The organism is Mesorhizobium sp. M0663 (assembly GCF_040320585.1).
Classification (GTDB): domain Bacteria; phylum Pseudomonadota; class Alphaproteobacteria; order Rhizobiales; family Rhizobiaceae; genus Mesorhizobium.
In genome coordinates this window covers 1-13,414 of sequence record NZ_JAMYPX010000019.1, presented here as the reverse complement: position 1 = coordinate 13,414, position 13,414 = coordinate 1, and the positions used below count along the sequence as shown (strand labels likewise).

The window sequence follows — 13,414 nt, the reverse complement described above, 5'->3', positions numbered from 1 at the left end:
GCATTTGCGTGACGAGGTGCGTTAGGTGATCTCAGCATTGCTCGCCGGGGCGGTTGCCCTGGCTCTCGTCCTCCATATAGCCTGGCTTGCGCGGGCCAGCCGCGCCAAGGCTTCGACCGGGCTTGCCGCCGACGAAGCCGGCGTCCGCGCCGTCATCCCCGACGCGGCCAACGTCTCGGACGGCACTGCCGGCGTCGTTACCTTCGCCGGCTCGTGGAACGGCCGGCGGGTGCAGGTGCGGACCATCGTCGACACGCTGGCGATCAGGAAGCTGCCGGCGCGCTGGCTGAGCGTTTCGATCACCGAAAAGGTCGCGATACCAGGCACTTTCGATATGATGATGCGGCCGGGATCGCCGACGACTTTTTCCAATTTCGATCATCTCGTCCATACGCTGCCGAAGGCGGCGGGGTTTCCGGCCGAGGCGGTGCTGCGGAGCGACCGCAAGGGCGTGCGCTTCCCCGAAGCCGTCATCGCCGGCCACCTCGATGTCTTTGCCGAGGAGCGCGCCAAGGAATTGCTGATCACGCCGAACGGCGTGCGCATCGTCTGGCTGCTGGCCGAGGCCGAGCGGGCGCGCTACGGCGTATTCCGGCAAGCCGAATTCGGCACGGTCAGGCTCGATCCGGTGCTGATCGAGAGGCTGCTGTCGTCGGCTTCGGCGCTGCGCGATGCCATCAATCAAAGCGAACGGCAAGCAGCATGACCAGCCAGATCACCACCTCCCCCGCACCACCGAGCCCCTATCTGGTTCTGGGCGCTGCGATTGTCTTGCCGGCGAGCGGGCAGGTCGTGCTCGGCGTGCCGGTGCGCGGCCTGCAATTCCTGTTCTTCATGGTGATCCTTGCCTGGGTCACCGCCAAGATCGCGCCGCCCGACGCCAGCTTCGTCGGACGCCATGCCGGCGGCTTCCTGATCTATGCCCTGTCGATCCTGGATGCCTACAAGATCGCCCGCATCCGCTATGCCAAATGGGTTCACAATGGCGGCCAGCGCAGCGATAGTGCGGCCGGCGGCGCCTCAGCCGATATATAACGACAGGAAAATTTTTTTCATACCATTGAATTCCCGGGACTCATTCGATACATCTCGGAGGGAACAAACTCGCGGAGGCTGACATGTGCGGAATCGTCGGACTGTTTTTGAAGGACAAGTCGCTCGAGCCCCAGCTTGGCGCGATGCTGTCGGAGATGCTGATCTCGCTCAGCGATCGCGGTCCCGACAGCGCCGGCATCGCCATCTATGGCGCGCCCTCCAATGAAGCCAAGATCACCATTCAGTCGGCCAAGCCGGAGCGCGATTTCCGCGGCCTCGACGCCGAACTCGCCAAGGCAATCGGCGCGCCGGTGAGCATTGCTGCGAAGTCGACGCATGCCGTGGTCCGGACGACGCCTGCCAAGATCGACGAAGCGCGCGAGGCGATCCAGACGCTGCGCCCCGACATCCGCATCATGGGCGCCGGCGACGTCGTCGAAATCTACAAGGAAGTCGGCTTGCCGGAAGCGGTCGTCGACCGTTTCGGCGTCCGCGAGATGACCGGCACGCACGGCATCGGCCATACCCGTATGGCGACCGAATCGGCGGTGACGACGATGGGCGCGCATCCGTTCTCGACCGGCGCCGACCAGTGCCTGGTGCATAATGGCTCGCTGTCCAACCACAACAATGTCCGCCGCGAGCTGATCCGCGAAGGCATGACATTCGAGACCGAGAACGACACCGAGGTCGCTGCCGCCTATCTCTCCTCGCAGATGGCGCATGGCAAGAATCTGGGCGAGGCACTGGAAGGCACGCTGAGCGATCTCGACGGCTTTTTCACCTTCGTCGTCGGCACCAAGAACGGCTTCGGCGTGGTGCGCGATCCGATCGCCTGCAAGCCCGCCGTAATGGCCGAAACCGACCAGTATGTCGCCTTCGGCTCGGAATATCGTGCGCTCACCAAACTGCCCGGCATAGACAATGCGAAGGTCTGGGAACCCGAGCCCGCAACCGTCTATTTCTGGGAGCATTGAACCAATGCCGGCAAGCAATGCCTTCAATACGGGCAACCTCTCCAAGGCCGCGCGCGAGCCGGGCCAGGCATCGCGGGTCTTCGACCTGGCCGAAATGTCGCTGCGCGAGCTCAACCAGGCGCTGCACGATCTGGCGCCCGGTTCGAACGAGACCGCCTGGGAGGTGCTCCACCCGCGAGGCAGCCATTCGGTCGCCGTCGGCGTCGACCAGCCGGTCGCCATCGATGTGCGCGGCAGCGTCGGCTATTATTGCGGCGGCATGAACGACGGCGGCACCATCACCGTGCATGGCTCGGCCGGACCCGGCGTCGGCGAGAACATGATGTCCGGCGCAATCATCGTCAAAGGCGACGCCAGCCAGTATGCCGGCGCCACCGGCCGGGGCGGGTTGCTCGTCATCGAAGGCAACGCGTCGTCGCGCTGCGGCATCTCGATGAAAGGCATCGACATCGTCGTCCATGGCAATATCGGCCATATGTCGGCCTTCATGGCGCAGTCCGGCAACCTCGTGGTGCTGGGCGACGCCGGCGATGCGCTCGGCGATTCCATTTACGAGGCGCGGCTTTTCGTGCGCGGCAAGGTCGAAAGCCTCGGCGCCGACTGCATCGCCAAGGAGATGCGGCCCGAGCATCTCGAATTGCTGCAAGGCTTGCTCGACCGCGCCGGCGTGACCGGCGTCAAGGCGGCGGAGTTCAAGCGTTATGGCTCGGCTCGTACCCTCTACAATTTCAATATCGACAACGCCGACGCGTATTGAGGCTCAATGACCTATCGCAACCCGCCGACGACGCCGCGCAAATCCGCGACCTTCGACGACTACACGCTTTCCGAGATCCGCCGCGCCGCGGCGACCGGCATCTATGACATCCGCGGCGCCGGCGCCAAGCGCAAGCTGCCGCATTTCGACGACCTTCTGTTCCTCGGTGCTTCGATCTCGCGCTATCCGCTCGAAGGCTATCGCGAGCGCTGCGACACCAGCGTCGTGCTCGGCTCGCGCTATGCGAGAAAACCGATCGAATTGAAAATCCCGATCACCATTGCGGGCATGAGCTTCGGCTCGCTGTCCGGCCCGGCGAAGGAAGCGCTCGGCCGTGGCGCGACGCTGTCGGGCACCTCGACGACCACCGGCGACGGCGGCATGACCGAGGAAGAGCGCGGCCATTCGAAGACGCTGGTCTACCAGTATCTGCCGTCGCGCTACGGCATGAACCCGCGCGATCTGCGCCGTGCCGACGCGATCGAGGTTGTCGTCGGCCAGGGCGCCAAGCCAGGCGGCGGCGGCATGCTGCTCGGCCAGAAGATCTCCGACCGCGTCGCCGAAATGCGCACGCTGCCGAAAGGCATCGACCAGCGCTCGGCCTCGCGCCACCCCGACTGGACCGGGCCGGACGACCTCGAGATCAAGATCCTCGAACTGCGCGAAATCACCGACTGGGAAAAGCCGATCTACGTCAAGGTCGGCGGCGCGCGGCCCTATTACGATACCGCGCTTGCGGTGAAATCGGGCGCCGATGTCGTCGTCGTCGACGGCATGCAGGGCGGCACTGCGGCGACCCAGGAAGTGTTCATTGAAAATGTCGGCCAGCCGACGCTTGCCTGTATCAGGCCGGCGGTGCAGGCGCTGCAGGATCTCGGCATGCACCGCAAGGTGCAGCTGATCGTCTCAGGCGGCATACGCAACGGGGCCGACGTCGCCAAGGCGCTGGCGCTCGGCGTCGACGCGGTGTCGATCGGCACGGCAGCGCTTGTCGCGCTCGGCGACAACGACCCGCGCTGGGAGGCGGAATACAACGAGCTCGGCACCACCGCCGGCGCCTATGACGACTGGCACGAGGGTCGCGACCCGGCCGGCATCACCACGCAGGATCCCGAGCTAATGAAACGGGTCGATCCGATTGCGGCCGGACGGCGGCTGGCGAATTATCTTAAGGTGATGACACTTGAGGCTCAGACAATCGCACGCGCGTGCGGCAAGAACAGCATGCACAATCTCGAGCCCGAGGATCTTGTCGCCTTGACGATCGAAGCCGCCGCCATGGCCGGCGTGCCGCTGGCCGGCACCAACTGGATACCGGGCAAGAACGGCTTCTAAAACCAACCAAATGCCAGTAAGCGAGGAACTATAATGGGGAACGATCTCGCCGCCTTCGCCAAGGAGAAGGGCGTCAAATATTTCATGATATCCTACACCGACCTGTTCGGTGGGCAACGCGCCAAGCTGGTGCCGGCGCAGGCGATCGCCGACATGCAGCGGGACGGTGCCGGCTTTGCCGGCTTTGCCACCTGGCTCGACCTGACGCCGGCGCATCCCGACATGCTGGCGGTGCCGGATCCGGCCTCGGTGATCCAGTTGCCTTGGAAGCCGGAGGTCGCCTGGGTCGCCGCCAACTGCATCATGGACGACAAATCGGTCGAGCAGGCGCCGCGCAACACGCTGAAGCGGTTGATCGCGGAGGCGGCCGGCGACGGCATGCACATCAAGACCGGCGTCGAGGCCGAATTCTTCCTGATCTCGCCGGATGGCAAGACGATTTCCGACGAATACGACACGGCGTCGAAGCCCTGCTACGACCAGCAAGCGGTGATGCGCCGCTACGATGTGATCGCCGAGATCTGCGACCACATGCTGGCGCTCGGCTGGGGCGCCTACCAGAACGACCACGAGGACGCCAACGGCCAGTTCGAGATGAACTGGGCCTTCGACGATGCGCTGGCGACCGCCGACAAGCATTCCTTCTTCAAATTCATGGTGAAATCGGTCGCCGAAAAGCACGGCCTGCGCGCAACCTTCATGCCTAAACCCTTCCAGGGCCTGACCGGCAATGGCTGCCATGCGCATATCTCGGTGTGGGACAAAGACGGCAAGACCAATGTCTTTGCCGATAATGCGATGGAGCTCGGCCTGTCGGCCAAGGGCAGGAATTTCCTCGGCGGCATCATGAAACATGCGTCCGCGCTTGCCGCCATCACCAACCCGACGGTCAATTCCTACAAGCGCATCAACGCACCGCGCACCATCTCCGGCGCCACCTGGGCGCCGAACACGGTGACCTGGACGGGCAACAACCGCACCCACATGGTGCGCGTACCTGGGCCAGGCCGCTTCGAGCTGCGCCTGCCGGACGGCGCGGCAAACCCCTATCTGCTGCAGGCCGTCATCATCGCCGCCGGCCTTGACGGCGTCCGCTCGAAGGCCGACCCCGGCAGGCGCTACGACATCGACATGTACCAGTTCGGCCATACGGTCGAAGGGGCGCCGAAGCTGCCGCTCAACCTGCTCGACGCATTGCGCGAATTCGACAATGACAAATCGCTCAAGACGGCGCTGGGTGAGGAATTCTCGTCGGCCTATCTAAAGCTCAAGCAGCAGGAATGGAATTCCTATGCTTCCCACTTCACCCAGTGGGAGCGCGACCACACGCTCGACATCTGATCCGGAATTGTTGCACGCCCGGCGCGAAACAGGTTCATGAAATACTCGATCTTCTCCCTCGCCCGGGCGGCATTTTCCGGCCATAAGAACTGGCAGCGCACCTGGCGCGACGCCAGCCCGAAGAGCCACTACGACGTGGTGATCATCGGCGGCGGCGGCCATGGCCTGGCGACGGCATGGTTCCTCGCCAGCGAATACGGCATCAGGAATGTCGCGGTGCTGGAAAAGGGCTGGATCGGCTCCGGCAATGCCGGCCGCAACACCACCATCATCCGCTCCAATTACGGGCTGCCCGGCAATACCGGTTTCTACGAGCTTTCGATGAAGCTGTGGGAGCGGATGGAGCAGGACCTCAACTACAACACCATGGTCAGCCAGCGCGGCGTCATCAATCTCTACCATTCCGACGCGCAGCGCGACGCCTATGCGCGGCGCGGCAACACCATGCGCATCAACGGCATCGATGCCGAACTGCTCGATCTGACGGCGGTCAGGAAGATGATGCCGTTCCTGAACTTCGACAATGCGCGCTTTCCAGTGCAAGGCGGGCTTTTGCAGCGACGTGGCGGCACGGCACGGCACGACGCCGTGGTCTGGGGCTATGCGCATGCGGCGAGCGCGCTCGGCGTCGACATCATCCAGAACTGCGAAGTGACCGGTTTTGTCCGCGACGCCGACGGCAAGGTGACCGGTGTCGAGACGAGCCGCGGCAGGATCGGCGCAGGCAAGGTCGGCATGGCCGTCGCCGGCTCCTCGTCGCGCGTCGCGGCGATGGCCGGCATGCGGCTGCCGATCGAAAGCCATGTGCTGCAGGCATTCGTCTCCGAGGCGATCAAGCCGCTGATCCCCAATGTCATGACCTTCGGCGCCGGCCATTTCTACGTCAGCCAGTCCGACAAGGGCGGCCTGGTCTTCGGCGGCGATATAGACGGCTACAATTCCTACGCCCAGCGCGGCAATTTGCCTGTCATGGAAGACGTCTGCGAAGGCGGCATGGCGCTGATGCCGATGATCGGCCGGATACGGCTTCTGCGTCAGTGGGGCGGCATCATGGACATGTCGATGGACGGCTCGCCGATCATCGACAAAACACCGGTCGACGGGCTCTATCTCAACGCCGGCTGGTGCTATGGCGGCTTCAAGGCGACGCCCGGCTCCGGCCTGGTCTTTGCCCATCTTCTGGCGCGCGACGAGCCGCACAAGGAGGCTATCGGCTTTCGCCTCGACCGCTTCCGGCGAGGTGCGATGATCGACGAAAAGGGCCAAGGCGCCCAACCGAACCTGCATTGAAGGCTGGCTGAAGAAGCATGCGCATTGTCTGTCCCTTCTGCGGCGAACGCGAACTCGGCGAGTTCACCTATCTGGGCGACGCCAAGCCCGTGCGTCCGGCGGCCGGCGCCACCGAAGACGAGGTCTTCGACTACGTCTATCTGCGCGACAACATCGCCGGGCCGATGAGCGAATACTGGTACCATGGCGGCGGCTGCCGGGCCTGGCTGAAGGTCGCCCGCAACACGCTGACCCATGAGATTTCGGCGGTCGAACCGGCTGCAGGCGTTGGTGCCGCCGAGGTTGGGGTCTGATGGTTGGCCCCGCGCAGACACACCGGCTGGAGAGCGGCGGTCTCATCGATCGCGCCGTGCCGCTGAGCTTCCGCTTCGACGGCAAGAGCTTTGCCGGCTTCCAAGGCGACACGCTGGCCTCGGCGCTGATCGCCAATGGCGTCAAGCTGGTCGGCCGCTCGTTCAAATACCATCGGCCGCGCGGCATCCTGACCGCTGGTTCGGAGGAGCCCAACGCGCTGGTCGAACTGCGCAGCGGAGCGCGGCGCGAGCCGAACACCAAGGCGACCACGGCCGAACTCTATGACGGGCTCGAAGCCGCCAGCCAGAACCGCTGGCCGTCGCTGCGCCACGATCTGATGGCGGTCAACCAGCTGTTCGCGCCGATCTTCGTCGCCGGCTTCTACTACAAGACCTTCATGTGGCCGGCGAAATTCTGGGAAGCGGTCTACGAGCCGGCGATCCGCCGCGCCGCCGGCCTCGGCCGCGCCCCCGGCGTCGCCGATCCCGACCATTACGACAAGGCCTGGGCGCATTGCGACGTGCTGATTGCCGGGTCCGGCCCGGCCGGGCTGGCTGCGGCATTGGCGGCCGGGCGCGGCGGCGCCCGCGTCATCCTGTGCGAGGAAGATTTTGCGCTTGGCGGCCGTCTGCTCGCCGACGGCGGCATGATCGACGGCGCGCCGGCGGCCGAATGGATTACGCGCACGCTGGCCGAACTCGCCGCACTGCCCGATGTCCGCATCATGACCCGCACGACATTGTTCGGCGTCTATGATTGCGGCACCTATGGCGCCATCGAGCGGGTCAACGACCACCTGCCCTCGCCGCCCGAGCACCAGGTGCGCCAGCGGCTGTGGCGGATCGTGGCCAAGCGCTGCGTCGTCGCCGCCGGCGCCATCGAGCGGCCGATCGTCTTTGCCGGTAACGACACGCCGGGCGTGATGATGGCTTCGGCGATGCGGACCTATGTCGCGCGCTACGCGGTTACCCCTGCCAAGAGGATCGCGCTGTTCACCAACAATGAGGATGGCTGGCGCACGGTCGAGACCGCGCTTGCCGCCGGTTTGCAGATCGCGGCGGTGATCGACGCGCGCCCGGACGTCTCCGCCGCGCATCGCGCGCTTGCCGCCAAAGGCGGCTTTGCCGTGCTCAACGGCTCGGTCAGCGGGGTCGAAGGCGGCAAGGACGAGGTCCGGAAAATCTCCGTGTCGCTCGCCGGCGGCGCACGGGCGGAAGTCGAAGCCGACGGGCTTGCCGTGTCCGGCGGCTGGAATCCGGCGGTCGGGCTGACCTCCTATCATCGCGGCCGGCCGAAATGGCAGGACGATATCGCAGCCTTCGTACCGGATGGTGCGCCGCCCGGCATGGTGGCCGTCGGCGCCGCCAACGGCGCCTTCGGGCTGGGCGACTGCCTGCGCCAGGGCTTTGCCGCGGGTGCTGCGGCAGCGCAGGGTGCTGGACGCAGCGGCAATGCCGGCACATCGCCGGTCGCCGACAGCGAGGCGTTTTCGCTGACGCCGCTTTGGTATGTGGCCGGCAAAGGGAAAGCCTTCGTCGATTACCAGCATGACGTGACCGCGTCCGATATCGAACTGGCGCAGCGCGAAGGTTTCGAATCGGTCGAGCATCTCAAGCGCTATACGACGCTCGGCATGGCCACCGACCAGGGCAAGACCTCGAACGTCGCCGGTCTCGCCATCATGGCGGCAATCAGCGGCAAATCGATCCCCGAAACCGGCACGACGATCTACCGCCCGCCCTATGTGCCGGTCGCCATCGGCGCCTTCGCCGGCCATCATCGCGACGAAGACTTCCATGCGACGAGGCTGACGCCGTCGCATCACTGGGCAGCCGAACAGGGCGCGGTGTTCGTCGACGCCGGCCTGTGGAAGCGGGCGCAATGGTATCCGCGCGCCGGCGAAAAGGACTGGCTGGAATCGGTCACCCGCGAGGTCAAGGCGGTGCGCTCCGGCGTCGGCTTCTGCGATGTCTCGACGCTCGGCAAGATCGACGTGCACGGCCCGGATGCCGGCGCCTTTCTCGACCGCGTCTACATCAACACCTTCTCCAGTCTCGCCGTCGGCAAAGCCCGCTACGGGCTGATGCTGCGCGAGGACGGCATCGTCTATGACGACGGCACGACGTCGCGGCTGGCCGAGGATCATTATTTCCTGACCACCACCACCGCCAAGGCCGGGCTGGTGATGCAGCATCTCGAATTCTGCCGGCAGGTGCTGTTCCCGGAATTCGACGTGCAGTTGACCTCGGTCTCCGACCAGTGGGCGCAATTCTCGATCGCCGGGCCGAAGACCCGGGACCTGCTTCGGGAAATGGTCGATCCGGCGGAGGATTTGTCGAACGAAGGCTTTCCCTTCATGGGGGCGCGGGAAGTTGCGCTTCGCGGTGGCATCAAGGCGCGGCTGTTCCGCATCTCGTTTTCGGGCGAATTGGCGTTCGAGATTTCGGTTCCCGCCCGCTATGGCGAGGCGCTGGTGCGCAATTTGATGCTGGCCGGCAAGCCGTTCGGCGTTACGCCCTACGGTACCGAGGCGCTCGGCGTCATGCGCATCGAAAAGGGCCATGTCGCCGGACCGGAGCTGAACGGCACGACGACGGCCGCCGACCTCGGCCTTGGCAAGATGATGTCGACCAAAAAAGATTTCATCGGCCGCGTCATGGCCGGCCGCGAGGCGCTGATTGCCCCGGACCGGCAGGTCGTCGTCGGCATCAAGCCCGTCGACAAGACGCGCCGCCTGCGCTCCGGCGCGCATATCATTCCGAAGGGCGAGACGCCCGGCCCCGATAACGACCAGGGCTACGTCACCTCGGTCTGCTTCTCGCCCATGCTCGACCAGTGGATCGGGCTGGCGCTTGTTGAGCGTGGCCGCGAGCGCATCGGCGAGATCGTCCATGCGCACGATCCGCTACGCGGCGAAGACTACGACGTCGAGCTGTGCAGCCCGGTCTTATACGATCCGGATGGAGGGCGCCAGCGTGGCTGAGTTTTCCTGGATTGCCCGCAGTCCGCTGGAGAAAGCGCTTGTTGTCGGCGCCTATGGCGCGCGCGGCACGGCGGCCGGCGTATCGCTCACCGAGATCCGCAATTTCGACCTGATCCAGGTGATGGCGCGGCGCGGCAAAGCGGCAGAACTGGCGAAGGCCGCCGAAACCCGCTTCGGCGTTGCCGCCCCGGAAACGCCCAAGGCGACCCGAACTCCCGACGCTAGGCTGATCTGGTCGGGACCGGATCAGTTCCTGGTCCTGTCCAATGGCGGCAAGCACGCGAGCGAACCGCTGAGCCAGGCGTTTGCGCAATCCGCCTCGTTGTCCGACCAGTCGCATGCGCGCGCGCTGATCAGCGTTTCCGGAGAAAAGGCGCGCGCGATGCTGGCCAAACTGTCGTCGCTAGACCTGCACCCCGCGGCGTTCCCGGCCGGCACCGCTGCGGCGACCTCGGTCGATCACACCAGCATCAATCTCTGGCGCGCCAATGACCGGCCGAACGGACAGGCGGTGTTCAATCTTCTGGTGTTCGCCACCTTCGCGGAAAGCCTGTGGCATACGATGCTGGACGCTGCCGCCGAGTATGGCGTCGAGATCGGGCATTCCGAGGAATTGGGGTAGGATTGTGCGCCACCTTCCCTTCTCCCCCTGTGGGAGAAGGTGGCCGAGCGAAGCTCGGTCGGATGAGGGGTGCTCCAGCTTGGCTATGACGGCACTCCGTCCAACACCCCTCAACCGTCTCGGCGCTGCGCGCCGATCCACCTTCTCCCACAAGGAGAGAAGGAAGAGGCGCGCGCGCCGCCTTCACTTGCCAACTCCGGCTCTTCTATCCTATTCTTCCCGCTAAAATAATTTCACACACAGGCAAACTTGTTTCTCGAAACCAAGGTTGAGATGAGCCAGTCGCCCTACCCCGCCGTCGTCGCCGGACCGCCCCGGCCGAGCCTGATCCTGCGGCCAGGCCAGATTACGCTGCCGGCCGGGATGGAGCGCTACTCGGTTCAGGGCAATGGTGCGGTGCTGATCGAGGTCGAGGCCGGCGACATTGTCACCGTGCGCGATGTCGAGGGCGGGCAGGCCTGCGAGCTGCTGGCATGGGACAGCAGCGACGCGACCGATCCCGGCATTCTCGGCGAGAAATCGAACAGCAATGCCGCCGGCATCAAGGCGCTGCTGGCCGAAGGCGACGACAGCCTCGCATCCTTGCGCCGGGGGCTCGAGCGGCGCCAGGTGCAGATCGACCAGGCGAAGGCGGTTCGCGTTTTCGGCGGCGCCACCCCTGCCGGTACCGAACAGGCTTTTACCGTCGCCCGCGATGGGTCGATGCTGATTGCCGCGCCCGGCGGGCCGATGCTGGTCGACGGCCACGATACGGCGACGCCGGTTAGCGTCATCGTCCGCCGCGCCACCATCCGCCCGGCGGCAAAATCCGGGCTTGCCGACCCGCTGGCCGATCCCGTGCTCGACCTGCGCGTCCATTCGGCGACGGCGGAGGCCTACTTCGTCAAGGCGGGCGACTATCTGCAGATCATCGATGTCGACGGGCGTCAATGCACCGACTTCCAGTGCTTTTCGGCGCGCAAGCTGGACAAGGGCCGCGATCATCCGCTCGACGTGACGACGACGCGCACGCTGATGGGTTCGAGCTATCCGATGCCCGGTCTGCACTCGAAATACTACGACCAGGACATGGAGCCGCTGGTCGAGGTTGTGCAGGACACTTGCGGCCGCCACGATGCATTCGCGCTCGCCTGCGCGGCCAAATATTACGACGACATCGGTTATCCCGGCCATCCCAACTGCTCGGAGAATTTCAACCGCGCGCTGGCCGACAAGGGTGTCACGCCTCGCGCCGGCTGGATGGCGATCAACTTCTTCTTCAACACGGCCATCGACGCGCATGGCGTCGTGGTATCGGACGAGCCGTGGTCGCGGCCGGGCGACTATGTGCTACTCAGGGCGCTCACGGACATCGTCTGCGTCTCGTCCGCCTGCCCCGACGATACGACGCCGGCCAATGGCTGGAACCTGACCGACATCCATGTGCGAACCTATCCCGGCCAGCACAAATTCTCGCGAGCGATCGCCAGACGCATGACGCCCGATTCGGAACCGAAAATGACCCGCGAGACCGCCTTTCATTCGAGCTTTGCCAAGCACACCCGCAACTTCGTCGAGTACAAGGGCTATTGGCTGGCCAATTCCTTCGCCAGGCAAAGCCCGATCGATGAATACTGGGCCTGCCGGCAGGACGCCGTGATCATGGACCTGTCGCCGCTGCGCAAGTTCGAGGTCACCGGGCCGGACTCCGAGGCGCTGCTGCAATACACGCTGACCCGCGACATCAAAAAGCTCGGCGTCGGCCAGGTCGTCTATTCCGCCATGTGCTACGAGCATGGCGGCATGATCGACGACGGCACGCTGCTCAGGCTCGGCAAGGATAATTTCCGCTGGGTCGGCGGCGACGATCTATCCGGCGAATGGCTGCGCGAAACGGCGCAAAAACTCGGCCTCACCGTGCTGGTGCGCTCCTCGACCGACCAGATGCACAATGTTGCCGTGCAGGGACCGAAAAGCCGCGACGTCCTGCGGCAGATCATCTGGACCTCGCCGCTGCAGCCGTCGATCGACGAACTCGAATGGTTCCGTTTCGCCGTCGCCCGCATCGGCGGCGGCAACGGCATTCCGGTCGTTGTCTCGCGCACCGGTTACACCGGCGAGCTCGGCTACGAGATCTGGTGCCATCCGCGCGACGCCGAAAAGGTCTTCGACGCGATCTGGCAGGCCGGCCAGCCGCACGGCCTGAAGCCGATGGGGCTGCAGGCGCTCGATATGGTGCGCATCGAGGCCGGGCTGATCTTTGCTGCTCACGAGTTTTCCGACCAGACGGATCCGTTCGAGGCCGGCATCGGCTTCACCGTACCGCTGAAGACCAAGAGCGACGATTTCATCGGCCGCGAGGCGCTGATCCGGCGCAAGGAAAACCCGCAGAAGAAGCTGGTCGGCCTCGACATCGACGCCAATATCGCGGTCGGCCACGGCGATTGCGTGCATGTCGGCCGGGCCCAGATCGGCGTCGTCACCTCCGGCATGCGCTCACCGGTGCTGAACAAGACCATCGCGCTGGCCAGGCTCGACGTCGCGCATTCGGCGATCGGCACCGAGGTCGAGATCGGCAAGCTCGACGGCCACAGCAAGCGGCTGCCGGCGCGCGTCGTCGCCTTCGCCCATTACGACCCGCAAAAGACCAGGCCGCGCTCCTGATCGACGCTGCCTGGTTCTTCCCTTCTCCCCTTGTGAGGGCTTTGCACGGGAAGCGAAATCCTGGTTGGTGAGTTAATGGGGCTTTTTTGAAGGCCGGGAAAGCAGTTTTCGACGGCTTGGTATGGCATCGACCGGCA

At 65.0% G+C, this 13,414-nt stretch carries 11 protein-coding genes; all 11 read left to right on the top strand.

The genetic code is table 11. The features are described from left to right. Positions 1 to 25: 25 nt before the first annotated feature. The 11 genes from NKI54_RS25490 to NKI54_RS25440 all read left to right on the top strand — a co-directional run bounded on the left by NKI54_RS25490 (position 26) and on the right by NKI54_RS25440 (position 13,277). Positions 26 to 706 (top strand): hypothetical protein, encoded by a 681-nt coding sequence (locus NKI54_RS25490; RefSeq protein WP_352590207.1) that lies wholly within the window; start codon positions 26 to 28, stop codon positions 704 to 706. After that, positions 703 to 1,035 (top strand): hypothetical protein, encoded by a 333-nt coding sequence (locus NKI54_RS25485; RefSeq protein WP_352590210.1) that lies wholly within the window; start codon positions 703 to 705, stop codon positions 1,033 to 1,035. Before NKI54_RS25490 ends, NKI54_RS25485 begins: the two co-directional genes overlap by 4 nt. A gap of 83 nt (positions 1,036 to 1,118) precedes the next feature. Next, on the top strand, positions 1,119 to 2,012 hold the full coding sequence (locus NKI54_RS25480) for a class II glutamine amidotransferase (RefSeq protein ID WP_352692625.1): 894 nt from the start codon (positions 1,119 to 1,121) through the stop codon (positions 2,010 to 2,012). A gap of 94 nt (positions 2,013 to 2,106) precedes the next feature. Continuing rightward, the gene (locus tag NKI54_RS25475) at positions 2,107 to 2,769 is read left to right on the top strand and encodes a GltB/FmdC/FwdC-like GXGXG domain-containing protein (RefSeq protein WP_352634727.1); all 663 of its coding nucleotides are present in this window, start codon (positions 2,107 to 2,109) and stop codon (positions 2,767 to 2,769) included. 6 nt (positions 2,770 to 2,775) lie between these two features. Beyond that, positions 2,776 to 4,104: an FMN-binding glutamate synthase family protein gene (locus NKI54_RS25470; protein ID WP_352692624.1), complete on the top strand. Its 1,329-nt coding sequence runs from the start codon at positions 2,776 to 2,778 to the stop codon at positions 4,102 to 4,104. Positions 4,105 to 4,137: 33 nt separating this feature from the next. After that, a complete protein-coding gene (glnT, locus tag NKI54_RS25465) occupies positions 4,138 to 5,445 on the top strand; it encodes a type III glutamate--ammonia ligase (RefSeq protein WP_352453796.1) in 1,308 nt (435 codons plus the stop codon). A 36-nt stretch (positions 5,446 to 5,481) separates the two neighbouring features. Beyond that, complete coding sequence (locus tag NKI54_RS25460) at positions 5,482 to 6,735, top strand: sarcosine oxidase subunit beta family protein (protein ID WP_352692623.1); 1,254 nt, start codon at positions 5,482 to 5,484, stop codon at positions 6,733 to 6,735. Between the two features lie 17 nt (positions 6,736 to 6,752). Further along, complete coding sequence (locus NKI54_RS25455) at positions 6,753 to 7,028, top strand: sarcosine oxidase subunit delta (protein ID WP_352692622.1); 276 nt, start codon at positions 6,753 to 6,755, stop codon at positions 7,026 to 7,028. After that, a complete protein-coding gene (locus tag NKI54_RS25450) occupies positions 7,028 to 10,012 on the top strand; it encodes a sarcosine oxidase subunit alpha (protein WP_352692621.1) in 2,985 nt (994 codons plus the stop codon). Before NKI54_RS25455 ends, NKI54_RS25450 begins: the two co-directional genes overlap by 1 nt. After that, positions 10,005 to 10,634 (top strand): sarcosine oxidase subunit gamma, encoded by a 630-nt coding sequence (locus NKI54_RS25445; RefSeq protein ID WP_352569359.1) that lies wholly within the window; start codon positions 10,005 to 10,007, stop codon positions 10,632 to 10,634. The genes NKI54_RS25450 and NKI54_RS25445 overlap by 8 nt, the downstream gene beginning before the upstream one ends. A gap of 273 nt (positions 10,635 to 10,907) precedes the next feature. Beyond that, on the top strand, positions 10,908 to 13,277 hold the full coding sequence (locus tag NKI54_RS25440; protein WP_352692620.1) for a trimethylamine N-oxide demethylase: 2,370 nt from the start codon (positions 10,908 to 10,910) through the stop codon (positions 13,275 to 13,277). Positions 13,278 to 13,414 lie beyond the last annotated feature (137 nt).